Here is a 26,009-nt window from a genome sequence, read left to right on the forward strand (position 1 = left end):
GCTCGGCATCGGTCTGCAGCGGATCCTCGCCCATAATGTACGCCGCGCGGACTTCGCCGTGTTCGGCGCGGTGCGGCAGCTCGCTGATGCGATAACCGGTATGCTCCGGCAGGCTGTCGACGCCCCAGGCTCTGGCAAACTTCTCGCGGTTTTCCGGGAACTTAACGTACTGGTAGCCCGGATAGGTATCCGGCAGCGCGCCCATATCGCAGGCGCCCTGGACGTTGTTCTGCCCGCGTACCGGATTGACGCCGACGCTCGGCTTGCCGAGGTTGCCGGTGAGGATCGCGAGGCTGGTCAGCGACCGCACGGTCTCCACGCCCTGGTAGAACTGGGTGACGCCCATGCCCCACAGGATGGCGGCGGATTTGGCGCTGGCGTACATCCGGGCGCAGGCGCGGATCTCCTGAGCGCTGACGCCGGTTATCTCTTCCACCGACTCCGGCGTGTAGCCTTCGACGATTTTGCGATACTCCTCGAAGCCTTCGGAACGGCTGGCGACGAAGGATTTATCGTACAGATCCTCTTCAATAATGACGTGGCCAATGGCGTTGAGCAGCGCGATATTCGAGCCGTTCTTCAGCGCGATGTGCATGTCGGCGATGCGCGCGGTTTCAATCTTGCGCGGGTCGCAGACGATGATTTTCGCCCCGTTGCGTTTGGCGTTAATGACGTGATTCGCCACGATAGGGTGGGAATCCGCCGGGTTGTAACCGAAGATAAACACCAGGTCGGTGTTATCAATCTCCGTGATGGCATTACTCATGGCGCCATTACCGACCGACTGGTGCAGACCTGCAACCGAAGGGCCGTGTCAGACGCGAGCGCAGCAGTCGACGTTATTGGTGCCAATAACGGCGCGCGCGAATTTTTGCATCACGTAGTTGGTTTCATTACCGGTCCCGCGGGAGGAGCCGGTGGTCTGGATCGCGTCCGGGCCATATTTTTCTTTAATGGCGCCAAGGCGGGTGGCGACGTAATCGAGCGCCTCATCCCAGGAGACGGCTTCCAGTTTGCCGCCACGCTTACGACGGAGCATGGGGGTTTTGAGACGCGGGGTCAGGATCTGGGTATCGTTAATGAAATCCCAGCCATAATAGCCTTTCAGACACAGGGTTCCCTGATTGTTTTTCCCCATGGCCGCTTCGGCGCCGACGACCATGCCGTCGTCCACCACCAGCCGCAGCTTACAGCCAGCGGCGCAGTAGGGACAGACGGTGGTGACTTTTTCCATCGTGTGACTCCTTAAAAATAGTACGGCAACAGATAGATAAAACGGCTGTTAATTCCGAGGGTAATGGCGTCCTGGATGGCGGGAACCGCCATCAGGGCCATCATCAACAGTGCAAAAAGCAGACGTTGCGACATAGACATGAATCACTCCTGGCCGTCAGCGGCGGTTTGACCTTTCTGTACTTTGCGCAGCAGCAGCCACATGCGTACCGTACGCACGGCCATGTTGCGGGCAGCCGCGCTCGGCGGCGCCGGGTCCGGTTCCGGGACATCGTGGGAAATTCGGAACGGCACGCTGCCGTTCAGCGTCAGGTTGGCGACAATCGCTGTCAGGGTGCCGATAGTGATGCCGCTGTGCAGAAACAGCTGCATCATTGGCGGGAACTGGGTAAACAGATTCGGCACCAGCACCGGCATCATGCCGAGACCAAGGGTGAGTGCGACCACCATCCCGTTGTTATTGTTGCGATAGTTGACCTGACCGAGAGTACGAATACCGGAAACAGCAACCATGCCGAACATAACGATACCGGCGCCGCCGAGGATCGGTTTCGGAATCAGTACCACCAGCGCCGCCATTTTGGCGAAAATGCCCATCAGCATCAGAATGACGCCCGAGACCGACACCACGAAGCGGCTGCGTACGCCGGTCAGGCCAATCAGGCCGACGTTTTGCGCAAAGGCCGCGTAGGGAAACAGGTTAAAGAAGCCACAGATCGTCGTCGCCAGTCCGCAGGTATTCAGGCCGTTACGCAGCATGCTGGCCGTGACCTGTTTACCGACGATATCGCCGGTCGCCATGATGGACGACATGGTTTCGACCATCACCACCACCATGACCATCGACAGCAGGGCGACGGGCACGATATGAAACTCAGGCCGGGCGAACTGCATCACCTGTGGCAGATGCAACCAAGGCGTAGCGTTGACGAGGTTAAAATCCAGCGGCTTGAAGAAGCTCCATAAAATAGTGCCGATCACCAGCCCGATCAGCACCGAGGTGTTTTTGACCACGCCGGTTGCGAAGGTATACAGGTTAAGAATAATGACCAGCGTGATGGCCGCCATCAGCAGCGAGAAGAGATCGCCGAAACCGGCCATCTCGCTGCTGCCGCCGCCAATCCATCCTCCCGCGACCGGCATAATAGAGAGGCCGATCAGCGTTACAATGCCGCCCATCACCACCTTTGGAAAGAAGCGAATCAGGCGGCTAATCCACGGCGCGCAGCAGAGGATAAAAATGCCGGAGACGATAACCGAGCCGGAGATCGCCCCGATACCGTACTCTTTACCAATAAGCACCATCGGGATCAGCGCGGCGAAAGTACAGCCCTGGATCAGCGGTAGGCGGCAGCCCAACCACTGCTTGATGCCCATCGATTGCACGATGGTCGCGGCGCCGCAAATAAACAAATCGGCGCTGATTAATAAAATAATATGCTCCGCAGGCAAACCGACCGCGTTGCCCACCACCAGCGGTACCGCCACCGCCCCGGCGTACATCACCAGCACGTGCTGCAATCCATAGAGAATCATTTGCGTAATTGGCAGGACCTCATCGACCGGCGCGACAGTCGCCGTATTGCGTGAGGCCGGAATGGCAAAATCTTTCATGAAGTAGTTGTCTCCTTTACGACTTCCGCCCGTGCCGAACTGAAAGGGCAGAAGTTACGATTCGAAGGCCATTGCCTCCCTCTGCTGATGATGTTCACCAGCGTATAACGCGCACGGAGTTGCTTATGCGTTAGGAGGGTTATGCGTAAGCTGTGCCAAAAATGAGCGATGCGGCAGTGGAGTAATATATTTGTGAAATCAATCACGGGTTGGCTTGTCTATTTCTTGCTGGCCTGTTTAACGTTGCGAGCGGGCATCAGAAATAAAAATGGCGAATATCAGTTTGAGATATATATCGTCTCATTTTGGTAGGCGAAATAAGCGCTAAGAAGATAAAAATGATAAAAAGTCAGGGCGGAATTGAGATGCCATCCCGGTGATTTGATGAGGTTTTATTTATTCGAGAGCCACAGGAGAGTAATAATTTGAGCTGACTCGCAAAAATGAATGGCTACATAAGTTGAGCGCCAAATATCGCCCGAATATTGCAATCCATCCCTAAGACTATTCCAGAAGAATAAAAGGGAAGCAAATGAATCGATTTATTGTGGCCGATGTTGCGAACTGTATTGGATGTCATGCCTGCGAAGTGGCCTGCGTCACGGCGCATCATCAGGATGCCTGGCCGGCACAGCGCAGCGCGTTTGTTCCGCGCATCCATGTTGTCTTCCACCGGAATACCAGTACTGCGACCACTTGCCACCATTGCAACGACGCGCCTTGCGTCACCTCCTGCCCGACCCAGGCGCTGTATGTCGCCAACGACAGCATCCAGTTTACCCAGTCCGAGTGTATCGGTTGCAAAAACTGCGTCGTCGCTTGCCCATTTGGCGCAATCGAGATGGTCGCCAGCGGGGAAGATGGCCCGCAGCTGGCGCAAAAATGCGATCTTTGTCGCGATCGCCCCTCAGCAGAGCAGGCCTGCGTGGCCAGTTGCCCGACTCAGGCGCTGCGCGTAATGGACGAGAGCGCCCTGAAGCGGTTGCAGCGGGAAAGACAAATCCGTTCTGCCCAGGGGCAGCCGCTAGCCGAGCGTCGTGGCGCAAGGCGCGAAGCGATCCTGGATAAAGCGCCGCGGGTGGGGGCGAAGAAGCTTGCCGCGGAAGAGCGAAAAGCGCATTTTGCCGAGATCTACCAGCGCCTTAGCGAATGTGATGCCGAATATGAAAGCGAGCGTTGCCTGTACTGTGCGCAAAAAGCCTGGTGCAACTGGACCTGCCCGTTACACAACCATATTCCTGATTTCATCCGACTGGTGCGTGAGGGCAAGATTATTGAGGCCGCAGAACTCTGTCATCAAAGTAGTTCGCTGCCGGAAATCTGCGGCCGGGTCTGCCCACAGGACAGGCTATGCGAGGGTGCCTGTACGCTGAAAAACGAAGGCGGCGCGGTGGCGGTTGGCAATCTGGAACGCTATATCACCGATACCGCGCTGGCGATGGGCTGGCGGCCAACCACAGGCGAGGTTGCCCCGCGTCAGGAACGCGTGGCTATTATCGGCGCCGGCCCGGCGGGACTGGGCTGCGCGGATATTCTCGCGCGCGCCGGGGTACAGGTTGATGTTTTTGATAAACATCCTGAAATTGGCGGGCTGCTGACTTTCGGCATTCCGTCTTTCAAGCTGGAAAAAACGGTAATGGCGCTGCGGCGCGAGATCTTCAGCGATATGGGGATTCGTTTCCATCTCAATCAGGAAGTGGGGCGCGACGTGGACTTTAGCGAACTGCTGGCTAACTACGATGCGGTCTTTTTAGGCGTCGGCACCTATGGGCTGATGGGCGCGGGTCTTGATGGCGAAGACGCGCCGGGTGTTATTCAGGCGCTGCCGTTCCTGATTGCCAATACCCGTGAGGTGATGGGTATTGAAGAGAGCGCCGAATATCCGTTAACCGACATTAAGGGTAAGCGGGTGGTGGTGCTGGGCGGCGGCGATACGGCGATGGACTGTTTGCGCACCGCGGTGCGTCGCGGAGCCGAGAGCGTAACCTGCGCCTATCGTCGCGATGAGTTAAGCATGCCAGGATCGAAAAAAGAGGTGGTGAACGCGCGGGAGGAGGGCGTGGCGTTTCAGTTTAACGTTCAGCCGCAATATATCCTGCGTAACCGTAAAGGCCAGGTCAGCGCCGTCGGGATGATCCGTACCGAAATGGGTGAACCAGGGCCGGATGGCCGCCGGCGCCCGCGGCCAATTGCCGGTTCAGAATTCGAACTCCCGGCCGATGTGCTGGTGCTGGCGTTTGGTTTCCAGGCTCACGACATGCCGTGGCTGCGGGGGCATGGCATCAAACTTGACCGCTGGGGGCAGATTGTAACGGGCGGCAAAGGTCGCGGCACCACACAGACCAGCCATGACAAAATCTATGCCGGCGGCGATGCGGTACATGGCGCCGATCTGGTGGTGACGGCTATGGTTGCCGGGCGCCAGGCCGCAAGCGAAATGCTGGCGCGATTTGACCATAAGGAACGGTGATGACCCATTTTATTCTTGCCAGTTCACAGGCCTGTATCGGCTGTCGTACCTGCGAAGTCGCCTGCGCACTGGAGCATGTGGCGGAAGGGGCGGAATTTCATCCGCGATTGAAGGTGATGCGACTCGACACGTTGAGCGTGCCGGTGATGTGCCATCAGTGTGAAAACGCGCCATGCGTTGGGGTCTGTCCGACCGGCGCATTGGCGATGGGCGCCGAGCGGGTCGAGGCCGATGCCGGGCGCTGCATTGGCTGCCAGAGCTGCGTCGTCGCCTGCCCATTTGGCGCGATTACTATCGAAACATCGGCGGCGCATCCGCCGGTTATTGTGAAGTGCGATCTCTGCGAGCAGCGAGATGGTGGCCCGGCCTGCGTATCGGTGTGCCCAACGGCGGCAATATCGCTGATGACCGGTGAGGCCCTGGCGGCGCTGCAGAAACAGAGAACGATCGCCAGCGCCAGTTTGTTGAGCTTGTAGGAGAGTCCCGGATGGCGACGCACTGCGTCTTATCCGGGCTACCCGATCGATGTTTCTGTGCTATTTATAGCCCCGGTAGAAGCCAAAAAATAAACCCGGTACAGCGACCGGGTTTTGTTTTGCCGTGATGGGTTTACGGCAACGCATCCATCCGCTGCCACATCTTCTTCGCCACCTTCCGCGCTTCGGCGAAAATCGTATCGCAATCAATAGCGAACTGCCGATCCTCATAGACCATGACGCCATTTACCATCACGCTATGAACGTGGCTGGCCCCCAGACCGAAGGCGATATGCCCGGCGAGATTCGCCGCCAGCAGCGGCGTCGGCGGAATATAATCGCTGATGGTTAAATCCGCCTTATAGCCTGCCTCAATACGGCCGAAACGGTCGTTAAAGTTGCGGCTAAGCAGCGTGTTACCGTTGCTTAATGCCCGCGCAAAGCTATCCGGCCACAGTGGCCCGCCGGCATCGCGGTGTTTAAAGAAAGCGAACTTGAGTTCTTCAAACATATCGGAGCCGATGCCGTCGGTACCCAGCGCCAGGTTGCGAAACGCCGTCAACTGCTGGTTATAACCAACGTGGTTGTTCATGTTAGAGCGGGCGTTATGGACAAGGAAACCATCGTGCTCGTTCAGCAGTTCAATATCAGCTTCCGACAGATACAGCCCGTGCGCTACCAGCGTTTTACTATCGATGAGATCGAACTCCGCCAGGCGTACCAGCAGATCTTTACCGTAGTGATGGTGGCTGTGAGAAACGTCGTAACGGTCTTCCGCCATATGAATATGCAGGCCGCGCCCGGTTGTTTTTAATGCTTCGCGAAGCATTAATAGCCCCTCATCAGGAACCGTAAACGGCGCATGAGCCCCTATATGCGCTTCTACCAGATACGGTTCGTCGCCGCTTTCCCGCGCCCGATCGATTTCGCGGGCAAAGCGGATATTTTCCTCGACGCTTGCCTGAAGTTCCTGCAACCCGCCGTTACGGTCGGTGGTTTCAAAGCAGGTCATGCCACGCAGGCCGACCTTGATGAAAGCGTTACGTAACTGATTTAATGATCCAGCGATATAGTTCGGCGACGCGCTGTGGTCAATGACGGCTGTGCAGCCGCTGCGAATGGCCTCCAGCGAACAGATAAGCCCGCTGTAGTATAAGGACTCCTCATCCAGAGCGCGGTCCAGGCGCCACCACAGGTTTTTCAGCGTGGAGATAAAATCGGGACTCGGCGCGATATTGGCCTGAATTCCGCGCGACAGTCCGGAATAAAAATGGTTATGCGAGCAGACCATTCCCGGCATCACCAGTCGGCCGTGCATTTCCTTAATACGCGCCTGCGGGTAACGCGGGCTAAGGTTAGCGCCTGTTTCGAGAATCCTGTCATTTTCAATGACGATATCGACACCTTCTTCCACTTTTGCCGGGTGAAGCTGGGCAAGGGTGGCATTTTTAAGCATTAAGATACTCATACTTCGACGGCTCCCAGCAAATAGTGATGATGTTGATGAATGTGGCTGATGATGCGGCACATGGCATCCAGCTGCGGCGGTACTTCAGCGAACTGACCTCGCTGGTCGATATCCAGCAGCCAGGTCATGCCATCCTGACGCACGTGGACGCGCTGTTGCTCCACGAGAAAACCCGGATTACTGCTGTTGTTGAAATCCTGTTCGAGGCTAAAAACGGTGACCTTGTCCTTATAGGGTTTTCCCTGCCATGGGCAGAACTGCGCGCAGTTGCCGCATTCGTTGCAGTACGCGTCGAGGTGCAGCGTCTGAAAGCGGTTGTCGAACCCCGGTACCGCAATGGAGACGTTGGCGCGGTTCGGGCAGACATCAACGCATTTGCTGCAGACGTAATTACATTCGAGGCAGCGCTCCGCCTCCTGCGCGACAAAGGCATCGCGGTCGTCTTTATCAACCTGAGCGATAGCAATGGTCCCTTTGCGGCGGTAGATGTCCGCGGGATCGACGTTATTCCACTGTTTATCGCCGAAGTGGCTGCGGATATTCTCGCGTTTGAGGATTGCATCGCTGGCGCGACGGGCGTTGCCTATCGCCGAGACGATAGAAGAAGGGCCACGCTGTACGTCGCCAATCAGGAATACATTAGCCAGCCGGCTTTCGCCATCAGCGTTGACTTCAGGCCAGCCGCGATCGTTGAGCGGGATCCCCATCGCCGCCAGCGCTTCGCCATCCTGCTGTTCGCCGATAGCGGTAATCAGCGTATCGACCTGCAGCGTCCAGGTTTCATCGGTGGGCATTGGGCGACGCCGACCCTGTTCATCAGGCTCGCCGAGGGCCATGGTGCGGACGGTTAGCGTGCCGTCAGCGGCGAAGTGTTCCGGGTTGCTGAGAAAACGGAACGTAACGCCATCCTGGAGGGCTTCTTCGTACTCCTCGCGCCATGCCGGCATCTCCTGCTGCGAGCGGCGATAAATCACCGTCGCTTTCTCAACGCCGGGGATGCGCAGCGCCGCGCGGGCGCAGTCCATTGCGGTGTTACCCGCGCCGACAATGGCCACATGTTTACCCACGTTCAGGCGATCGCCGCGGTTGAACGCGCGCAGGAAGTTGAGCGACTTATGAATATTCGGGTTATCGCCGCCAAGCTTCACGCCGCTGTTTTTGTCAGTGCCGGTTCCGACCAGTACATAGCGATAACCCTCCTGACGGAGTTTTTCGACGGTGAGATGCGGGTTGCAGCCGTAGACAATGTTGACGCCGTGATTAACAACGAACTCAATATCCTGCTGGATAAGTTCAGCGGGAATGCGGAAATGCGGAATGATATTTTTTACCACTCCGCCTGCGTTGGTTTCGCGCTCAAAGAGCGTGACCGGATGGCCGGCGCGGGCGAGGAAGTAGCCCGCCGCCAGCCCCGCCGGGCCTGCGCCAATCACCGCCACCGGGTTTCGGCTGCCGGAACCCGCCGGTTTATGCCAGCGGCGTTGGTATTCCGGCCAGCCTTTCTCAAGGGCGATTTTTTTCAGCTCGCGGATATTTAACGCACTGTCATAGTCAAGACGCGTACAGTTGTACTGGCACTGGTGATCGCAGATGTGACCGGTAATCGCCGGCAGCGCGTTACGTTGATAGATAAGCTCCAGCGCATCGGCATAGCGCTGCTCGCCCATCAGGCGAATGTATTCCGGAATATCCTGTTTGATGGCGCAGGCGCTGACGCAAGGGGCGACGTAGCAGTCGGTTAACGGCAGCGGCTCGCCAACGTCGATGCGATCGTCAGGCTTCCAGTGTTTTTGCGTGTACTCCATGCTGACCGCTTTTTCCGCCAGCGCGTTCAGGCGCTTGACGTCGACCTGATTCATCTCCCAGCCATCGGCCTGCTCCAGCTCGCGCATGCACTGGCTAAGACGCAGATAACCACCGGGTTTTAGCAGATCGGTCGCCATGGTAATGGGGCGGATCCCGGTTTCAAAGATATCGCGAATATTGAGTTGGCTGGCGCCGCCGGAGTAGGAGATCGGGAGTTTGCCGTCGAATTCACGCGAGAGCAGCGCCGCAACGTTGATGGAGAGCGGGAACAGCGCGCGGCCGGACATATACATCTCATCGCCGGGCAGCGCGCCTTTATTGTTGACCGTGCCGAGGGTGTTGGTCAGCTTCACGCCGAAGCCAAGTTGTTTACTTTTCGCCAACGCCATCAGGCGCGTCAACATTTCCAGCGCCTGGCCGATTTTAAGATCGTGTTCAAAAGATTCTTCATTCAGACCGATATAGTCAAAGCCGCAGGTGTCGAGAATTTCGCGTACGCGCGGGTAGCCCAACAGCGTCGGATTGAGCTTCACGAAGGTGTTGAGCTGTTTCTCTTCCAGCATATAGCGGCAGATGGCTTCGATTTCATCTGGCGGGCAACCATGCATGGTTGAGAGGGTAACCCCTTGTACCAGTTTTGCAGGAATGCGTTCCGCGAGCGTCGCCAGCCGTGGGCGAATATCATCCAGAGACAAGCGGGTGAGGAAGGCGTCATCATGCAGCCAGCGGTTCAGCGTGTCGCGGTACTGGGTAAATTTTGGCTGCCCGGCGGCGTTCATCATATTATCGATAAACTGCTGCATCGGCGGTTGCTTGATCCCTTCCAGGTTATAACCGACGCTCATATTGAAAATAAAGGACTTACCGTTCTTCGCCGGCGTGAATGGGAAAATCTCTTCCAACAGATGCAGAATAAACCATGCTTTAAGATACTCATCCCACGCTTTTTGCAGCGTAAATTCCGTAGACCATTCGGTGTTAAAGCATTCGTCTTCGGCATCGATGCAGGGTTTTTCCAGCTCAAGCCGGTCGAGAATCTGTACGGTTTTCAACTCGATAAACCGCCCACCGGTGAGCCAGGCGGTGATGATATTCTGCGCCAGTTGGGTATGTGGCCCGGCGGCGGGGCCGATTGGGGTGGCGCAGCTTTCGCCGAAGACGCTTACCCGGCGTTGGTTGGCAGGCGAATAGAACTGCTGCTCAGGAATACCAAAAATGGAATGGTGTTGTTGATACTCATCGAAAATGCGCGTCAATAATTCCTCAAACGGGACGGGACGCATGATATCCCCCATAACCCTCTCCTTTATTTGTGCAATCAAATTTGCCGGTTAGTGGTACTTATTCCGACGGATAGTTAAGGAGGAGCAACAATCGAACCAGTTATTAAAGACAGGAGGGAGAAATAATTAAAAATGTGAGAGAGGTCTAAAGAACGCCGGGCTATGTGAATGGGCTCACGCTATGGTAATGAGAATTAAAATCACTCTATGTTTTTATCCGTCGGGATTTCTCAAAATAAACGGCGAAATATCACAATGATAATTTCCCGACAAAGACATGATTAATACTGGTTTTGCAGGCGAATAAAATCAGCAGGGGTATCGATATCCCAGACCATTTGCGGAAAATCTAACTCCAGGCAGCGATGGCGGCTCTGTAATAACCGTTTGCGCATTGAGTCAGGTCCATCGTAAGTGATAAGTTGGCGCAACTGTGTGCCGGTAATAAGGATGGGATGACCCGGTACGCCTTGATATTGCGGAAGAAGGGCGCTGTCGCCGCGTTGTTGCCAAAGCCGCTGGAAAAGCGCTGGCGGCAGGCAGGGTAAATCGCCGAGGGTGATAAAACAGAAGTTGTTTCGCACCTGGCTCGCGCCAGCGCAAACAGAAGTAAACAGACCCTGTTGATAGTTGGGATTATAAACCAGGGTTATTTGCGGATGCGCCGAATAGCGTTGATGTAGCTCCTCTGCGCGAAAACCGCTCACCAAAATAATACGCGAGCAGAATTGCAGGGCGTTTTTTATACTTGCATCAAGTATTGTCGTTTCGCGCCAGGGTAACATCATTTTCCACTGTCCCATCCGGGAGGACAATCCGGCGGCGGTAATAATACAATCAACCTGTTTCATACTCCTCCCTGAATAATGGAATCCTGGCCAGCGCATGGAAAATATACCGCATCTGCAATCGCTGTTTTGTGATTTAGGCGTAAATGATGGTCCGCTGCTCATTTCCGCCGTCGGCGCGGGAGGCAAAACCAGTACCTTAATGTGGCTGGCGCAGCGCTTTCTGGAGGCTGGCCGGCGAGTTCTGATCACCACGACCACCCATATGTATCTCCCGGCATCACTACCTGTGGTGATTTGCCGCGAACCGCTGGCGCTGCCTGTCGAAGTTTGGCGGCGGCCGCTGCAGGCCTGCTACGCCTCGTGGCTCGCCCCTGCGGGTAAGGTTCGTGGGTTTAGCCCGCAACAGCTTGATGCGCTGGTTGCCGCGGGGCGCGTGGATGTGGTGCTGGTAGAAGCTGACGGGGCTCACGGTTTCGCCTTAAAAGCGCCAGCTGAGCACGAACCTTGCATACCTCAATCCTGTTGCTGCGTTATTGCCGTCATGGGGGCCTGGAGGCTCGGGCAAAACGTTGGGCCAGCGACCGTTCATCGCTGGCCCCTTTTTTCCCGGATCACCGGCGCGGCGCCGGATACGGCGCTGAGTTGGCCCATGCTGCATCGCTTAATTACGCATCCGCAGGGAGCGTTTAAAGGCGTTCCGCCCGCCAGTCGCCGGATCCTGCTGCTGAATCAGCTTTCTCAAAATGAGAATTTACCGGAGCAGGCGCTGTTGCAGCAGTGGAGGATTAACGCCCTGTGGGCGGGAGCGGTACAAGAGCAGCCCGCGATAACGCGACGACGAACAACAGAGTGACGCCCCGGCTTGGGCGCATAGCGGATATCCATTGAGGTTGTTATGAATATTTTCTCTGAAGCGGCAAAACTCGAAGCACAGAATCGCCCGTTTGCGCTGGCGCAGATTGTCGATAGCCGCGGCTCAACGCCGCGCCATTCGGCGCAGATGTTAATTCGTGAAGATGGTTCGATAGTCGGCACCATCGGCGGCGGCATGGTTGAGCGCAAAGTGATTGAACAGGCGCTGGAAGCGCTCAGCGAAAAGGCGTCGCGCATGTTTCATGGGCGGATGGCGCGTAGCGGCAGCGATGCGGTCGGCTCCGATTGCGGCGGGGCAATGTCGGTCTATATTAGCGTACATGGCCTGCGCCCGCGTCTGGTGCTGATCGGCGCCGGGCACGTGAACCGCGCGGTGGCGCAAAGCGCGGCGCTGCTGGGTTTTGAGGTGGCGGTGGCCGATATCTATCCAGAGAGCCTGAACCCCGACTATTTTCCGCCGACAACGCAGTTGCTGCATGCTGAAACCTTCAGCGAGGCGGTGGAGAATCTGGCGATCCGCGGCGATGACTTTGTGTTAATCGCCACCAATAACCAGGATCGTGAAGCTCTGGATAAACTGATTGAACGGCCGGTCGCCTGGCTTGGGCTGCTGGCCAGCCGCCGTAAAGTCCAGGTGTTTTTACGCCAGATGCGGGAAAACGGCATTGCCGCAGAACATATTGCCCGCCTGCATGCGCCGGTTGGCTATAACATTGGCGCCGAAACGCCGCATGAGATAGCGATTAGCATTCTGGCGGAAATCCTGCAGGTAAAAAATCGCGCGCCAGGCGGCTTGCTGATGGCGGCAGCCACGCCTGCGCAGCAGCAGTTGGTCGCTATTCGCGGCGCCGGCGATATTGCCAGCGGCGTGGCTCTGCGTCTGTGGCATGCGGGGTTCAAAGTGGTGATGCTGGAAGTCGCGAAACCGACGGTTATCCGCCGCAGCGTCGCTTTTGCCCAGGCAGTCTTCGACGGTGAAATGACGGTAGAAGGGGTGATGGCGAAGCGGGTGTCATCCGCTCAGGAGGCCATCCGGGTAATTGAAAATGGCGTGATTCCGGTATTGGTGGATCCGCTGTGCGAATCGCTGAATGAACTGCGCCCTGTCTGCGTCGTGGATGCAATACTGGCGAAAGAGAATTTTGGTACGCAGCGAGAGATGGCGCCAGCGGTAATTGCGCTAGGCCCTGGTTTTTGCGCCGGTGTGGATTGCCATGCGGTGATTGAAACCAATCGCGGCCATTGGCTGGGGCAGGTGATTTACGATGGCAAAGCGCAGGAGAACACCGGGGTTCCTGGTAATATTCTTGGCCATACTTCACGACGGGTGATCCGGGCGCCGGGAGCCGGGGTGATGCGCGCGAAAGTGGCGCTGGGTGAGATTGTTAATGAAGGCGATATCATTGCCACCGTCGGCGAGGCCGAGATTATTGCGCCCTTAAGCGGTATGGTGCGCGGTTTGCTCAGCGATGGGTTAGTGGTCGAGAGCGGCTTTAAAATTGGCGATATCGACCCGCGCGGCGCCAGCGCCGATTTTACCAGCGTCTCCGATAAGGCGCGCGCCATTGGCGGTGGGGTGCTTGAGGCGCTGATGACGCTGATGAATAAAAGAATAAAAGAGAAGAGTGAGTTATTGTCGGTGGCGTAGATAGCAGCACGAAGCCGGTGTTGATGGCCTCAAAATCCCCGGTGGCGCTACCGCTTACCGGGGCTACATTCGGTGCCTTTTTACCCTTCAATGACCGTACCGGTTTTTCCTTCAATCCCTTCTTTGGCTTTATTTAATACGGTGATCAGCGCTTTGCGCCCCGGACGTGAACGGGCGAATGAGGCGGCGGCCTCAACTTTCGGTAGCATTGACCCCTTAGCGAAGTGACCTTCACGAATGAACTGTTCGGCATCGCTGAGCGACAGCTTATCCAGCCACTGCTCGTTGGGTTTGCCAAAGTTGATTGCCACTTTCTCGACCGCGGTCAGGATGATCAGCATGTCGGCGTCGATCATCGCCGCCAGTTTAGCGCTGGCCCAGTCTTTATCAATTACCGCGCTGGCGCCGCGCAGATGATTGCCTTCGCGGATTACCGGGATCCCGCCGCCGCCCGCGGTGATCACTACGTGGCAGGCGTCCATGAGTGCTTTGACCGTCTCTTTCTCAATAATATCGACCGGCTGCGGCGAGGCGACAACCCGGCGATAGCCGCGTCCGGCATCTTCTTTCATAGCGTACCCCTGACGCGTCAGCTGTTCTGCTTCCTGCTCAGTGAAAAAAGAGCCGATAGGTTTGGTCGGATTTTTGAACGCCGGGTCGTTGGCGTCGACTTCCACCTGGGTGATGATTGTTGCCACCGGGATATGCATCGATCGCGACAGCAACTCCTCGCGCAGGGCGTTTTGCAGGTCATAGCCGATATAACCCTGGCTTAGCGCCACACAGACCGACATGGGCAGCATCGGGGTATGGGCCTCGGTTTTGGCTGCGGCTTCGAAGGCCAGATTAATCATCCCAACCTGCGGGCCGTTGCCGTGGGTCACGACTACCTGGTGGCCCTGGGCTATCAGGTCGACGATGGCCTGCGCGGTTTGTTTGACGGCCTGCATTTGTCCGGCCAGATCCTCGCCGAGCGCGTTACCGCCGAGGGCGAGTACAATTTTCTTACTCATGAATACCTCACTTAAGATGTGATTCCGCTGACCGGAAGGTGAGCGGTAGAAAAGGGATCGCGGCGTAAAAAACGTCCCTGACCAGCGCTGCCGGTGAAGGTGCCGTTATCAAAAATGACCCGGCCATGCGATAAGGTCTGGCGAATCGCGCCCTGGCAAATAAAGCCCTCCCAGGGTGAATAGTCGGCGTTGTCATGCAACATCTCATGGCGGATCGTGGTGGTGCGCTGCGGATCGATAATGACGACATCGCCGTCTGCGCCGGGCGCCAATCGTCCTTTTTTCGGCCACAGGCCAAATAGCTTCGCGGGAGTGGCGCTGGTGAGCGCGACGAAACGCTGCGCTGAAATCCGCCCGGTCATGACGCCGTGGGAAAACATGAGCAACAGGCGGTTTTCCACCCCCGGTAGGCCGTTCGGACAGCGGCTGAAATCGTCGCCGGAGAGCTGCTGGCGTTGGGCCATCGAGAAAGCGCAATGATCGGTCGCCACCACGTCGATCGCACCATCGGCGATACCGCACCACAGCGCATCATTGTTGCTGGCGTTGCGCAGCGGTGGGCTTAACAAATAACCCAGCGCGTCTTCGCGTTCATAGCAGCGGTCGTCAAGCAGCAGATATTGCGGACAGGTTTCAATCCACACCGGCTGGTGCCGCCGCTGGGCGAGACGCAGATAATCCAGCCCCAGGCCGTTGGAGAGATGAACGATATACAGCGGCGCGTTGTCGGCGAGCTGGGCGAGATTGATCATTCGCGCGATAGCCTCCGCTTCACACTCCAGCGGGCGACTAAGGGCGTGGTAGCGCGGCGCGGTTTTGCCGGCCGCCAGAAATTCGGCCCGTTTACGGGCGATAGCGGCGTCGTTTTCCGGATGAACGGTGGTTAGCGCGCCAGCGCGATGGAGATGGCGCATCGCCTGAAGCACTTCATCATCGTTCAACTTATATTGGTAGGTCAGGTAGAGCTTGAAGCTGCTAATCCCGGCTTCAACCATCATCGGGATTTCATCGAGGATGGCATGGTTGATATGCTGGATAACGCCGTGAAAACTGTAGTCGATCACCGCTTTGTAGGCGGCATAGCCGTGATAGGCCTCTAGCTGGTGACGAAGGCGGCAGCCGGCGGGGCCGAAGCCCATATGGTCGACGATAGTGGTGGTACCGCCGCAGGCGGCGGCGCGGGTGCCGGTGAAGAAATCATCGCAGCTGCGGGCGTGCCCGGTATCGATATTAAAATGAGTATGAACGTCGATGCCGCCGGGCATGACATAGCAACCTGCGGCATCGATAGTCTGGCAAGGTTCGGTCGGGGTTATCCGTTCGGCGAGCTGGCTGACCAGGCCGTTTTCAATCAGCAGATCCTGTTTTGCCTGGCCGTCGGCGTTGACCACGATGCCGTTTTTAATCAGTACGCGCATAAAAACTCCAGACTCCCGCCGACGCGCGGCGGGAGGAATAACCGTACAAACTTACTCTGTGGCCAGCCAGCTCAGCGGGATTGCGGCGTACATTGCGGCACAGGTCACCAGATGCTGTTTCCAGGTTTTTTCATTTGGCGCATGGGCTTCCGGCTCTTTACCTGGCCCGAAACCGATAACCGGGATGCCGTGGCGGCCCATAATGGAAACGCCGTTGGTGGAGAAGGTCCATTTATCGACCACCGGCGCTTTACCGAACAGTCCTTCATAAGCGTTGCTGAGCGCGCGTACGGTGAAATGATCCTCTTCAACTTTCCAGGTCGGGAAGTAGCATTCCGTTGGATAAACCAGCCCGGTCCATGACGGGCGTTCATAGTTGTACATTGAGACCACGGCGCCGGCCTTCTGTACGGCAGGCAGGGCGCGGATCTCATCCAGCGCGCCTTCCCAGGTTTCACCCCAGGTCAGACGGCGGTCGATAGAGACCGCGCAGCTGTCGGCAACCGCGCAGCGGCTTGGCGAGGTGAAGAAAATTTCTGAAACGGTGAGGGTGCCTTTACCCAGGAACTCATCATTGCCCAGGTTATGGGACAGCTCCTGCAGTTCGTTAAGAATCGGCCCCATTTTGAAGATGGCATTATCGCCGCGCTCCGGCGCCGAGCCGTGGCAGCTTACCCCCTGAACATCGACGCGAATCTCCATACGCCCGCGCTGGCCGCGATAGATTTGGCAATCCGTCGGCTCGGTACTGACCACGAATTCCGGGCGAATGCCGGACTGTTCGATGATGTACTGCCAGCACAGACCGTCACAATCTTCTTCCTGAACGGTACCGGTCACCAGCAGGGTATATTCATCTTCCAGACCGAGGTCCTTGATGATTTTTCCAGCGTAGACCATCGACGCCATCCCGCCTTCCTGGTCGGACGCGCCGCGCCCGCCGATCAGCTCATCGGTTTCCATCCCCTGATAGGGGTCGAAAGTCCAGTTCTTGATGTTACCGATGCCAACGGTATCGATATGCGCGTCCATGGCGACCAGTCGCGGGCCGTGGCCGATATAGCCCAGCACGTTGCCCATCGGGTCAATCTCGACTTTATCGAAGCCGACTTTTTCCATCTCTTCTTTAATACGATGCACGACGCGTTTTTCGTCACAGCTTTCGCTGGGGATAGCGATCATATCGCGCAGGAAGCGGGTCATATCCTGCTGGTAGTGGTTTGCTTTTTCGACAATCAGTTTGAAAGGAATGTGCTTAGCCATGAATTAACTCTCCGGTCCTGGTTTCCCGCTTCGCGGGATGAATATGTTGAATAAGTTGAACGTTTATCGTGCTGCCGGCAGCTTGCCTTCCCAGACGACCTCGCGGTAATGCTGCACGTCGGTGTCGCCTTCGGTGCTGATGACCAGCACCACGGAGTGGCTATCGAGCCCCAGTTTGTTCATCAGCGCCTGGCGCTGCGGATGGAAGTGGACGGCGGCCAGCGTCCCGAGCCCGACGGCGCCGGATTCACCGGAGATAACCCGGTGGTCATTGCCGACAGGATTACCGAGTACGCGCATACCGAGGGCGGCAACGGCATCCTGGCAGGAGATAAATTGGGTGGCGCAGTTGCGCAGGATTTCCCAGCCCAGTGGGTTAGGTTCGCCGCAGGCCAGTCCTGCCATGATGGTGGCCATGTCGCCGCCGACGTTGACGATGTCGCCTTTTAACCCGGAGCGATAGATGCAGTCCGCCAGTTCAGGCTCCACGATCACCGAGTGCAAATCGCGGGCGCCGAAAACGTCGACCAGATAACCGAGCACGCCGCCTGCCATCGCGCCGACACCGGCCTGCAGGAAGACGTGGGTAGGGCGAGCAATGCCCATCGCCGCCATTTGTTCTACCGCTTCATCGGCGAGGGTGGCGTAACCTTGCATAATCCAGGTTGGAATTTTGGTGTAGCCTTCCCATGCGGTGTCCTGTACCACTTCCCAGCCGTTTTTCTGTGCGGTTTGCATGGTAAAGCGCACGGTATCGTCGTAGTTCATATCGGTAACGATACATTCCGCGCCGAGGCGTAAAATGGCGTCCACGCGTTCCTGCGCTGAACCTTTCGGCATGTACACCACCGCGTTTTGCCCAAGCTGCTGGGCGGCCCAGGCGACGCCGCGCCCGTGGTTGCCGTCGGTGGTAGTGGCGAAAGTCATCTTCTCTTTGATGGTGGATTTCAGGGTCTCAAACGAGAAGGCGTTAATATCGAGATGGTATTTTTCACACAACAGTTGGGCGATGGCGTAGGCGCCGCCGAGCATTTTGAAGGCGTTGAGGCCAAAGCGCTGGGATTCATCTTTTACCAGGATGTTCTTTACGCCGAACAGCGTCGCCAGTTCCTTCAGGGCATACAGCGGCGTCGGTTGGTAACCGGCGATTTTTTGATGAAAATGGCGCGCCTGTTGTGCCTGCTGACGAGAGAACAGCGGCGAGGTTTCACCGGTAAAGAAACGGTTGTCGGCAATATCCATTTTCAGCGAAAAAGCAGACATATTCTGTCCTTATCCTTCTTTGGAGTCGGGGAAGCCGGCCCGCAGACCGGCTCGCGAAGTTATTTGATGCGTTTTTGCGCGTCCTGCAGCAGTTGCTCCAGCAACTGACCGGGTTTGGCATATTTGCGACAGAGGATCATGGCGGCGATGATGTACGGCTTCCAGCTGGCCTCTTTATAGGTGGCGATACGATATTTCTCGAACACCGCTTCGGTGACTTCGCCTTCCTCGCAGGAGACGCCGGTAATATCCGCCGGCAGGCAGTGCATATACAGCGCGTCACCATCTTTGGTGTGCTTCATCATCTCTTCGGTACAGTGCCAGTCTTTGTGATTGGCGTTCTGGGCGAGACAGGCTTTTTCCAGCGCTTTCAGCCCGTCATGGTCGTTAGCGCGCAGTAGCTCGGTGCGTTGTTCCATCACTTTGTATGGCGCCCAGGATTTCGGGTAGACAATATCGGCGTCTTTAAAGGCTTCCGCCATATCGGTGACCTGACGGAAGCTGCCGCCGGAAGCCGCGGCGTTTTTCTTCGCCACTTCGATAACGTCCGGGATCAGATCGTAGCCCTCTGGATGGGCGAGGGTGACATCCATACCGAAGCGGGTCATCAGGCCGATGATTCCCTGCGGGACGGAAAGCGGTTTGCCGTAACTTGGCGAGTAGGCCCAGGTCATGGCAATTTTTTTACCTTTCAGATTTTCCAGCGAGCCGAAGTGCTCACGCAGCCAGGCCAGATCGGCCATCGCCTGCGTCGGATGGTCAATGTCGCACTGCAGGTTAATTAATGCCGGGCGCTGCGGCAGTACGCCCTGTTTGTGGCCGTCATCCAGCGCTTCGCCGACTTCACGCATATAGGCGTTGCCGGCGCCGAGATACATATCGTCGCGAATACCGATAGCGTCTGCGCAGAAGGAGATCATATTGGCGGTTTCGCGCACCGTTTCACCGTGGGCTATCTGCGACTTGCCTTCGTCGAGGTCCTGCTGCGCCAGGCCGAGCAGGTTTAACGCCGAGGCATAAGAGAAGCGGGTGCGGGTGGAGTTATCGCGAAAGACCGAAATACCCAGTCCGCTGTTAAAAACTTTTGTCGCGATGTTTTCCGCCCGTAACGTTTTCAGCGCTGCGGCGACATCCAGCACCTGCTTCAGCTCGTCCGGCGATTGCTCCCACGTCAGCAGGAAATCTTTTTCATGCAGGTTAGAGTTGAGCTTATTGATATCCTTGATCAGTTCGTTAACAGTTTTCATATTTCGATCCTGGTAGTGAATGACGGCTTATTGATTGCTGTGCAGTCGAAATGACATTGATGTAAGTGGCGACGGCCAGCGCTGTATTACCACTAACAATAAGCGTGCCAGTTATAATTCAGTCGCGGTGGACGAGTGGAAAAGTAGGGAATTATGCGAGGCGGGTCACGAAAAATGGCTTGTAACGCTCAACTGATGGAAATGAAATTCATTTGCCAGTTGTCACGGTAAATTTATTTTGAGCCGTCAGACATGCGTGGATATCGTTCTGCGACGGTGATTTCAACACCAAAATGATAATTTTGCCCTGCGGATTATCATATTGAGAGGAAAATGTGATACCTCTTCCATATTTTCTTTAAGCTGTAAAAAAGCGCAGGGTTGGCACCTTTTTTCAGCCTGGGCGGCGGTAGTATGATAAACGCAGAATAAAAAGAGTCGATCTTCAGCATTTTCTTTCGGCTACTGATATTAAAAGGTCAATTATGATTCCCTCCAATTCGCTATCCGTTTTAATGCAGATTCAGCCAACGATTCAACGTTTTGCCCGCATGCTCTCCAGCGTGTTACAACTCGAGGTCGAGATTGTCGACAATACGCTGTGCCGGGTCGCCGGTACCGGCGCCTACGGTAAATTTCTGGGGCGAAAATTAAATACAGATTCGCGACTTTTACGTTACATAATAGAAACAAAAAAAGAAAAGGTCGTGACTCATTCGCGTTTTGATCCCTTGTGTAAAGACTGTACCAATAAAGAGAACTGTAAAGAGAAGGCATTTCTGGGTACCCCGGTGATTTATCAGGAACAGTGTGTCGGGGTTATTAGCCTGGTCGCCTTAACTCGCGAGCAGCAGGAGCGCATTAATGACAACCTCCACGAGTTTTCAGATTATGTACGCCACGTTTCTTCAATATTTGTCTCCCGCCTGTTAGAGGACCAGGGCGGGGGAGATAATATGCTTAAAATGTTTTCCACCATGATTGAAAACATGGATCAGGGTGTGCTGGTGGTTAGCCAGGATCAAAAAGTGAAATTTGCCAATCAGGCGGCGATGAAAATCCTTGGCGCGAATCATGGCAGTATGATTGGCAAAACTATTCATTTTCGTCCGCTGACTTTTGCGCAAAACTTTATTCGCGGTCACGTACAGCACGTCATTTCTTTTGATGATAAGAAAGAGCTTATTATCGGTCAGCTGCACGCTATTCAGGATCAATGGCTGTTCTTAATGGCCTTCCATCAGTCGCATTCGTCGGCCGATCTGGCGCCGCCGCAGGATGGCCCGCAGATTGAACAGATGGTTGGCGAATGTCGGCCAATGCGTCAGCTGAAAAAACTGATTACCCGCGTGGCGCCAAGCCCGTCGAGCGTGATGATCGTCGGCGAAAGTGGAACCGGCAAAGAGGTGGTCGCTCGCGCGGTGCATAAGCTTAGCGACCGTCAGGCGAAGCCTTTCATCGCGATCAACTGCGCGGCCATTCCCGAACAGCTACTGGAGAGCGAACTCTTTGGTTACGTCAAAGGCGCATTTACCGGGGCCTCGGCCAACGGCAAGACCGGTCTGATTCAGGCGGCTAATCACGGCACGCTGTTTCTTGATGAAATCGGCGATATGCCATTAACCCTACAGGCCAAGCTGCTGCGGGCGATTGAATCGCGCGAAATTCAGCCGGTGGGCGCCAGCCATCCGGTGCCGGTCGATATCCGCATCATTTCGGCCACTAACCAGAACCTTGAGCAGTTCATTGCCGAAGGGAAATTCCGCGAAGATCTGTTCTATCGGCTTAATGTCATCCCACTGCGCCTGCCGCCTTTGCGCGAGCGTCAGGATGATATCGAACTGCTGATTCACTATTTCCTGCATCTGCACACCCGTCGGCTGGAGCTGGTCTATCCCGGCGTGTCCCCGGAAGTCATCGCCTTACTGAAGAACTACCGCTGGCCGGGCAATATTCGCGAGCTGAGTAACTTGATGGAGTATCTGGTTAACGTGGTTCCCTCCGGCGAGGTGATTGATCTGTCGCTGCTGCCGCCAAATCTTATCAGCAGCGGCAAAGTCAACGAGCGCGAAAGCAGCCGGGCGGCGCCAGCCAGCGTTGCGAAAGAAGAAGAGGGGGGTACGGCGCTGGAGGAGATGGAAAAACAGATGATCCGCGATGCGCTGACGCGCTATAGCAATAAAAAGCAGGCCGCCGATGAGCTCGGGATCGGCATTGCGACGCTATATCGCAAAATTAAAAAGTATGAACTGGTCGGGGTCTGATAAGCCGTATCACTCTGAGAGCAACGTTTATCAAAATCGCCGATCGTTATTGATCTGGCAACGAAAATACCCCGATGTCCGGAAAAGAGAAAATCACTACCGATGATTTTCTCTTTTTTTACAGCTTTCAACTCCCTCTCCTCATGGCTTATGGGTTGTGCTTGCTCGCTTCAGTCGCCATTTTCTGTTCGTTTTTTCAGCAGATGGCATTGTTCTTGCCTTTACCGTTTGCCGTCGGCTACTGCGATAGTCGGCAAACAAACATGTTAAGGACAGGAATATGGTGCAGATAAATGAGAATCTCGCGACTCCGCCCGTTTCATCGTTGAGTCGTTTTTTTGCTAAGCCCCGCATTATTGCTAAACCTGGATTTAACCGCTGGTTGGTCCCTCCCGCGGCGCTGGCGGTGCATTTGTGCATTGGCATGGCCTACGGCTTTTCCGTCTACTGGCTGCCAATGTCGCAGCTTATCGGCGGCAGCGCGCCGCTGCAGTGTCCGGTCGATATGTCATTCTGGCAGCAACTGGTGACCCGCCAGTGCGACTGGAAAATTTCCCTGCTCGGCTGGACCTATACGCTGTTCTTCGTTTTTCTCGGCTGCTCCGCGGCGCTTTGGGGAAGCTGGCTGGAGAAGGTTGGCCCGCGTCTGGTGAGTTTTGTCGCCACCCTCTGCTGGTGTGGCGGCCTGGTGCTGGCGAGCGCGGCAATCTATTTTCATCAGCTGTGGCTACTGTGGTTGGGCGCCGGTGTGATTGGCGGCATTGGCCTGGGGCTTGGCTATATCTCGCCGGTCTCAACGCTGTTGCGCTGGTTCCCCGATAAGCGAGGGATGGCCGCGGGAATGGCGATCATGGGCTTCGGCGGCGGGGCGCTGGTGGGAGCGCCGCTGGCTAATTGGCTGATTAATTTTTTCGCCGATGGTCAGGGAAGTGGGGTATGGCAGAGCATTCTGGCGCTGGCGGTTATATATGCGCTGTTTATGCTCTGCGGTACTTTTGGTTACCGTCTGCCGCCTATGGGCTGGCATCCGGTCGGCGCGAAGGCGCAGCAAGCCATCAGCAAACAGCCAACCGTTCAGGTTCACGTCAGCGTCGCGTGGCGCACGCCGCAATTCTGGCTGCTGTGGCTGGTGCTGTGGCTCAACGTTACCGCCGGGATTGGCATTCTCGGCATGGCCTCGCCGATGCTGCAGGAGATTTTTGCCGGTAAGCTACTATCCCTGGATCTGGGCTGGCAGGAACTTAATACAGAACAGCTGAAGCGCATCGCGACGATGGCGGCGGGATTTACCGGGCTGCTCAGCCTGTTTAATATTCTGGGGCGCTTTTTCTGGGCTTCTGTTTCCGATATGTGCGGCAGGAAAGCCACCTTCGCGCTGATCTTCTTTCTGGGAACCCTACTTTACGGCACGTTGCCGTTGATTAACCACGGCGGCTACGTGGCGTTTTTTGTTTGTGCGCTCTGTGTGATTATTTCTATGTACGGCGGCGGTTTCGCGACCATCCCGGCGTATCTTGCCGACGTATTTGGCTCACAAATGGTTGGCGCGATTCATGGCCGTCTGCTGACTGCCTGGTCGGCGGCCGGGATCAGCGGCCCGGTGCTGGTCAACTATTTGCGCGAGTACCAGCTGGCGCAGGGGGTGGAACCCGCGAGAATTTATGACATCACACTGCTGGCGTTGACCGGGTTGCTTATCATCGGCTTTATTTGTAATCAGCTGGTTCGGCCGATTCCGCAGAAATATGCCATGACCGCGGAGCAACAGCAGCAGGCGAGGGGTCTGTATACTATCAATAAAGACGCGCAGCTGAGCTGGGAACCGACGCCCGCGCCGCTGCTGCTGACGCTAAGCTGGCTGGCCGTCGGTATACCCTTGCTGTGGGGAATGGGCACCACCTTGCAACAAGCGGTGAAGTTCTTTATGTAGACCCACAGAGGCAAGCACCCAAAGGACAGGTTGGGTGCTTATTGCACAGCTATTTTCAATAACGATTCCCATTCTGCGCTTCGGTGATACACTAGCTAAATGTGATCTTTGTCATATCGTAATTACTACAGAGAAAAGAGACACTGCTATGCAACATATCATTGAGGGCTTCCTCAACTTCCAGAAAGAGATTTTCCCGCAACGCAAAGAGCTCTTCCGCAGCCTGGCGTCGAGCCAGAATCCAAAAGCGTTGTTCATCTCTTGTTCTGATAGCCGCCTGGTCCCGGAGCTGGTTACCCAGCAGGAGCCAGGGCAGCTGTTCGTTATTCGTAATGCCGGTAATATTGTGCCCTCTTTCGGGCCGGAGCCGGGCGGCGTGTCAGCCACCATTGAATATGCGGTTGTCGCCCTCGGTGTGACGGATATTGTCATCTGCGGCCACTCCAACTGCGGCGCGATGAAAGCCATCGCCACCTGCCAGTGTCTGGAACCAATGCCTGCCGTTTCCCACTGGTTGCGTTATTCGGACGCGGCGAAAGCGGTGGTTGAGAAGAAAACCTGGGCCAGCGAGACCGATAAAGTGAACGGTATGGTGCAGGAAAACGTTATTGCCCAGTTGAACAACATTAAAACGCATCCGTCGGTTGCGGTTGGCCTGCGCGACAAAACCCTGCGTCTGCACGGCTGGTTCTATGATATTGAAAGCGGCGATATTCGCGCGCTGGATAAAGACACCAAAACCTTCGTTTCACTGTCGGAAAACCCGGAAGTCTACTTCGAATAATATCCCCCAGGGCAAGGAAGCCCTGTGCATCGTAATAGATAATTCATGAGCCCATCTCATAGGTCTGTTCGTTTTTGCCTGGCTAATCAACCCCCTGCCAAGTTTCTATAATCTTTTTCTCCTGTCGATATTTTCCGTTTGGAGAACAAACGATGCAAAACCCATTGAACGCGCGCCAACAGGCGCTGATCCCGGTTGCCGCCCTGGCCGCCGAAGGCAATATCGCGGCGCTGGCCCATGCGCTGGATACCGCGCTGGACACCGGCCTGACGATAAATGAGTTAAAAGAGACGCTGGTGCAGCTGTATGCCTACTGCGGCTTTCCGCGTAGCCTGAATGCGCTCTCCTGCCTGATGAAGGTGATAACCGAGCGTCAGGCGCGAGGCGTTATTGATAACGAGGGGGCGACAGCGACCCCGTTACCGGAGAATTGGGATAGCCTGCAGGCCGGTAGCCGTAATCAGACACAACTGGTCGGGCAAACGGTCAGCGGACCGCTATTTGAATTTGCGCCAGCTATCGACTGCTATCTGAAGGCGCATCTGTTTGGCGATATTTTCCAGCGTGACGTCCTGGATTGGCCGACGCGCGAGCTGGCGACGATCTCAATGCTGGCCGCACTATCGGGCGTGGAAAGCCAGCTGAAGAGCCATTACGCGATTAGCCTGCACAACGGCCTGATGGCGCAGCAGCTGCGTGGATTTATTGACGTGCTGGCGACAAAAGTCAGCGCCGAAATAGCGGCAAAGGCCTCGGCGGTGCTGGAGCAAGTGGCAGGTAGTTGAAGCATCGGTGGAGAGGACAACGACATTGTCTTCGCTGAAAAGCAGCACGGCGCGCCAGAGATAAAGCCTGGCGCGTCACACTCGCACTATTATTTGCTCAGTTCGGCAGTCATATAGACGCGGTTATTGAACTGGGCGCTGGTAATTTTATAAGACGCGCCTTGCTCCGCAGCCTGGGCGGCAATTTTGGCTTCCGCACGGTCTAGGGTTGAAGCGGTTGCCGTCACGCTCTGGGCAAAAGCACCGAATGACATCAGGGACAGCACGGTAACTGCAGCAAAAGTTTTGATGGATTTCATGGTCATATTCCTTAAATGTTTTGTTTGGTGAGGAGCGCTGTTGCTCCGATGTGATAAGAATAGAACCAATGATAATTGTTT

Annotated in this window: 20 protein-coding genes; 8 read left to right on the top strand and 12 right to left on the bottom strand. The window is 56.0% G+C overall.

Features of this window, described 5'->3' with window-relative positions; translation table 11 throughout:
* From ABLU86_RS08975 to ABLU86_RS08985, 3 genes are all read right to left on the bottom strand, one after another.
* A partial coding sequence (locus ABLU86_RS08975; RefSeq protein ID WP_348816921.1) for a molybdopterin-dependent oxidoreductase occupies positions 1–1,234 on the bottom strand: 1,234 nt, incomplete at its 3' end.
* An 11-nt stretch (positions 1,235–1,245) separates the two neighbouring features.
* Positions 1,246–1,374, bottom strand: a complete 129-nt coding sequence (locus tag ABLU86_RS08980) for a hypothetical protein (RefSeq protein ID WP_015366915.1) — start codon at positions 1,372–1,374, stop codon at positions 1,246–1,248.
* Between the two features lie 3 nt (positions 1,375–1,377).
* A complete protein-coding gene (locus ABLU86_RS08985; protein WP_015366914.1) occupies positions 1,378–2,847 on the bottom strand; it encodes a nucleobase:cation symporter-2 family protein in 1,470 nt (489 codons plus the stop codon).
* A 532-nt stretch (positions 2,848–3,379) separates the two neighbouring features.
* Here ABLU86_RS08985 and ygfT point away from each other — a divergent pair.
* Together ygfT and ABLU86_RS08995 are read left to right on the top strand one after the other, a co-directional pair.
* A complete protein-coding gene (gene ygfT, locus ABLU86_RS08990) occupies positions 3,380–5,317 on the top strand; it encodes a formate-dependent uric acid utilization protein YgfT (RefSeq protein ID WP_348796108.1) in 1,938 nt (645 codons plus the stop codon).
* A complete protein-coding gene (locus ABLU86_RS08995; RefSeq protein ID WP_015366911.1) occupies positions 5,317–5,793 on the top strand; it encodes a 4Fe-4S dicluster domain-containing protein in 477 nt (158 codons plus the stop codon). The genes ygfT and ABLU86_RS08995 overlap by 1 nt, the downstream gene beginning before the upstream one ends.
* Positions 5,794–5,926: 133 nt before the next feature.
* On the opposite strand, the gene ssnA is transcribed toward ABLU86_RS08995, so the two are convergent.
* From ssnA to ABLU86_RS09010, 3 genes are all read right to left on the bottom strand, one after another.
* Positions 5,927–7,261 carry a putative aminohydrolase SsnA gene (ssnA, locus tag ABLU86_RS09000; protein ID WP_348796107.1) on the bottom strand — a complete coding sequence of 445 codons (1,335 nt, stop codon included), beginning with the start codon at positions 7,259–7,261 and terminating at the stop codon, positions 5,927–5,929.
* Entirely contained in the window at positions 7,258–10,362 is a 3,105-nt protein-coding gene (gene ygfK / locus ABLU86_RS09005; protein WP_348796106.1) for a putative selenate reductase subunit YgfK, read from the bottom strand. The genes ssnA and ygfK overlap by 4 nt, the downstream gene beginning before the upstream one ends.
* Positions 10,363–10,631: 269 nt before the next feature.
* Complete coding sequence (locus ABLU86_RS09010) at positions 10,632–11,201, bottom strand: NTP transferase domain-containing protein (RefSeq protein WP_045366835.1); 570 nt, start codon at positions 11,199–11,201, stop codon at positions 10,632–10,634.
* A 34-nt stretch (positions 11,202–11,235) separates the two neighbouring features.
* On the opposite strand from ABLU86_RS09010, the gene yqeC reads away from it, so the two are divergent.
* Together yqeC and yqeB are read left to right on the top strand one after the other, a co-directional pair.
* Positions 11,236–11,994, top strand: a complete 759-nt coding sequence (gene yqeC, locus ABLU86_RS09015) for a selenium cofactor biosynthesis protein YqeC (RefSeq protein ID WP_046884232.1) — start codon at positions 11,236–11,238, stop codon at positions 11,992–11,994.
* Positions 11,995–12,036: 42 nt separating this feature from the next.
* Positions 12,037–13,662 carry a selenium-dependent molybdenum cofactor biosynthesis protein YqeB gene (yqeB, locus tag ABLU86_RS09020; protein WP_348796105.1) on the top strand — a complete coding sequence of 542 codons (1,626 nt, stop codon included), beginning with the start codon at positions 12,037–12,039 and terminating at the stop codon, positions 13,660–13,662.
* 80 nt (positions 13,663–13,742) lie between these two features.
* Here yqeB and arcC read toward each other — a convergent pair whose 3' ends face one another.
* From arcC to ygeW, 5 genes are all read right to left on the bottom strand, one after another.
* Positions 13,743–14,675, bottom strand: coding sequence for a carbamate kinase (arcC, locus tag ABLU86_RS09025; RefSeq protein WP_015366905.1), 933 nt, complete (start codon positions 14,673–14,675; stop codon positions 13,743–13,745).
* Between the two features lie 11 nt (positions 14,676–14,686).
* Positions 14,687–16,093: a dihydropyrimidinase gene (gene hydA / locus ABLU86_RS09030; protein WP_348796104.1), complete on the bottom strand. Its 1,407-nt coding sequence runs from the start codon at positions 16,091–16,093 to the stop codon at positions 14,687–14,689.
* Between the two features lie 51 nt (positions 16,094–16,144).
* Positions 16,145–17,356, bottom strand: a complete 1,212-nt coding sequence (locus ABLU86_RS09035) for a YgeY family selenium metabolism-linked hydrolase (protein WP_015705213.1) — start codon at positions 17,354–17,356, stop codon at positions 16,145–16,147.
* A gap of 63 nt (positions 17,357–17,419) precedes the next feature.
* Positions 17,420–18,619: a diaminopropionate ammonia-lyase gene (dpaL, locus tag ABLU86_RS09040; RefSeq protein WP_348796103.1), complete on the bottom strand. Its 1,200-nt coding sequence runs from the start codon at positions 18,617–18,619 to the stop codon at positions 17,420–17,422.
* Positions 18,620–18,678: 59 nt separating this feature from the next.
* Positions 18,679–19,866, bottom strand: a complete 1,188-nt coding sequence (gene ygeW, locus ABLU86_RS09045) for a knotted carbamoyltransferase YgeW (RefSeq protein WP_015366901.1) — start codon at positions 19,864–19,866, stop codon at positions 18,679–18,681.
* A gap of 485 nt (positions 19,867–20,351) precedes the next feature.
* On the opposite strand from ygeW, the gene ABLU86_RS09050 reads away from it, so the two are divergent.
* The 4 genes from ABLU86_RS09050 (at position 20,352) to ABLU86_RS09065 (ending at position 25,629) form a co-directional block, all read left to right on the top strand.
* Positions 20,352–22,130, top strand: a complete 1,779-nt coding sequence (locus ABLU86_RS09050) for a sigma-54-dependent Fis family transcriptional regulator (protein ID WP_015366900.1) — start codon at positions 20,352–20,354, stop codon at positions 22,128–22,130.
* Positions 22,131–22,410: 280 nt separating this feature from the next.
* Complete coding sequence (locus ABLU86_RS09055) at positions 22,411–24,060, top strand: OFA family MFS transporter (RefSeq protein WP_015705216.1); 1,650 nt, start codon at positions 22,411–22,413, stop codon at positions 24,058–24,060.
* Positions 24,061–24,208: 148 nt separating this feature from the next.
* Positions 24,209–24,844 (top strand): carbonic anhydrase, encoded by a 636-nt coding sequence (locus ABLU86_RS09060; RefSeq protein WP_015366898.1) that lies wholly within the window; start codon positions 24,209–24,211, stop codon positions 24,842–24,844.
* 110 nt (positions 24,845–24,954) lie between these two features.
* On the top strand, positions 24,955–25,629 hold the full coding sequence (locus tag ABLU86_RS09065; protein WP_259677679.1) for a carboxymuconolactone decarboxylase family protein: 675 nt from the start codon (positions 24,955–24,957) through the stop codon (positions 25,627–25,629).
* A gap of 89 nt (positions 25,630–25,718) precedes the next feature.
* Here ABLU86_RS09065 and ABLU86_RS09070 read toward each other — a convergent pair whose 3' ends face one another.
* Positions 25,719–25,928: a YdgH/BhsA/McbA-like domain containing protein gene (locus ABLU86_RS09070; RefSeq protein ID WP_015366896.1), complete on the bottom strand. Its 210-nt coding sequence runs from the start codon at positions 25,926–25,928 to the stop codon at positions 25,719–25,721.
* Positions 25,929–26,009: the final 81 nt, after the last annotated feature.

The organism is Klebsiella sp. JN_Kp121, assembly GCF_040062145.1.
In the GTDB taxonomy this organism is placed as follows: Bacteria; Pseudomonadota; Gammaproteobacteria; order Enterobacterales; family Enterobacteriaceae; genus Klebsiella; species Klebsiella aerogenes.

Bases quoted from the DNA above. Each gene is read 5' to 3' on its own strand.
- ABLU86_RS09010 (WP_045366835.1), bottom strand. From the start codon at position 11,201: ATGAAACAGGTTGATTGTATTATTACCGCCGCCGGATTGTCCTCCCGG.
- yqeC (WP_046884232.1), top strand. From the start codon at position 11,236: ATGGAAAATATACCGCATCTGCAATCGCTGTTTTGTGATTTAGGCGTA.
- yqeB (WP_348796105.1), top strand. From the start codon at position 12,037: ATGAATATTTTCTCTGAAGCGGCAAAACTCGAAGCACAGAATCGCCCG.
- hydA (WP_348796104.1), bottom strand. From the start codon at position 16,093: ATGCGCGTACTGATTAAAAACGGCATCGTGGTCAACGCCGACGGCCAG.
- ABLU86_RS09050 (WP_015366900.1), top strand. From the start codon at position 20,352: ATGATTCCCTCCAATTCGCTATCCGTTTTAATGCAGATTCAGCCAACG.
- ygfK (WP_348796106.1), bottom strand. From the start codon at position 10,362: ATGGGGGATATCATGCGTCCCGTCCCGTTTGAGGAATTATTGACGCGC.
- ssnA (WP_348796107.1), bottom strand. From the start codon at position 7,261: ATGAGTATCTTAATGCTTAAAAATGCCACCCTTGCCCAGCTTCACCCG.
- ygfT (WP_348796108.1), top strand. From the start codon at position 3,380: ATGAATCGATTTATTGTGGCCGATGTTGCGAACTGTATTGGATGTCAT.
- ABLU86_RS09055 (WP_015705216.1), top strand. From the start codon at position 22,411: ATGGTGCAGATAAATGAGAATCTCGCGACTCCGCCCGTTTCATCGTTG.
- ABLU86_RS09060 (WP_015366898.1), top strand. From the start codon at position 24,209: ATGCAACATATCATTGAGGGCTTCCTCAACTTCCAGAAAGAGATTTTC.
- ygeW (WP_015366901.1), bottom strand. From the start codon at position 19,866: ATGAAAACTGTTAACGAACTGATCAAGGATATCAATAAGCTCAACTCT.
- ABLU86_RS08985 (WP_015366914.1), bottom strand. From the start codon at position 2,847: ATGAAAGATTTTGCCATTCCGGCCTCACGCAATACGGCGACTGTCGCG.
- ABLU86_RS08995 (WP_015366911.1), top strand. From the start codon at position 5,317: ATGACCCATTTTATTCTTGCCAGTTCACAGGCCTGTATCGGCTGTCGT.
- ABLU86_RS08980 (WP_015366915.1), bottom strand. From the start codon at position 1,374: ATGTCTATGTCGCAACGTCTGCTTTTTGCACTGTTGATGATGGCCCTG.
- dpaL (WP_348796103.1), bottom strand. From the start codon at position 18,619: ATGTCTGCTTTTTCGCTGAAAATGGATATTGCCGACAACCGTTTCTTT.
- ABLU86_RS09035 (WP_015705213.1), bottom strand. From the start codon at position 17,356: ATGGCTAAGCACATTCCTTTCAAACTGATTGTCGAAAAAGCAAACCAC.
- arcC (WP_015366905.1), bottom strand. From the start codon at position 14,675: ATGAGTAAGAAAATTGTACTCGCCCTCGGCGGTAACGCGCTCGGCGAG.
- ABLU86_RS09070 (WP_015366896.1), bottom strand. From the start codon at position 25,928: ATGAAATCCATCAAAACTTTTGCTGCAGTTACCGTGCTGTCCCTGATG.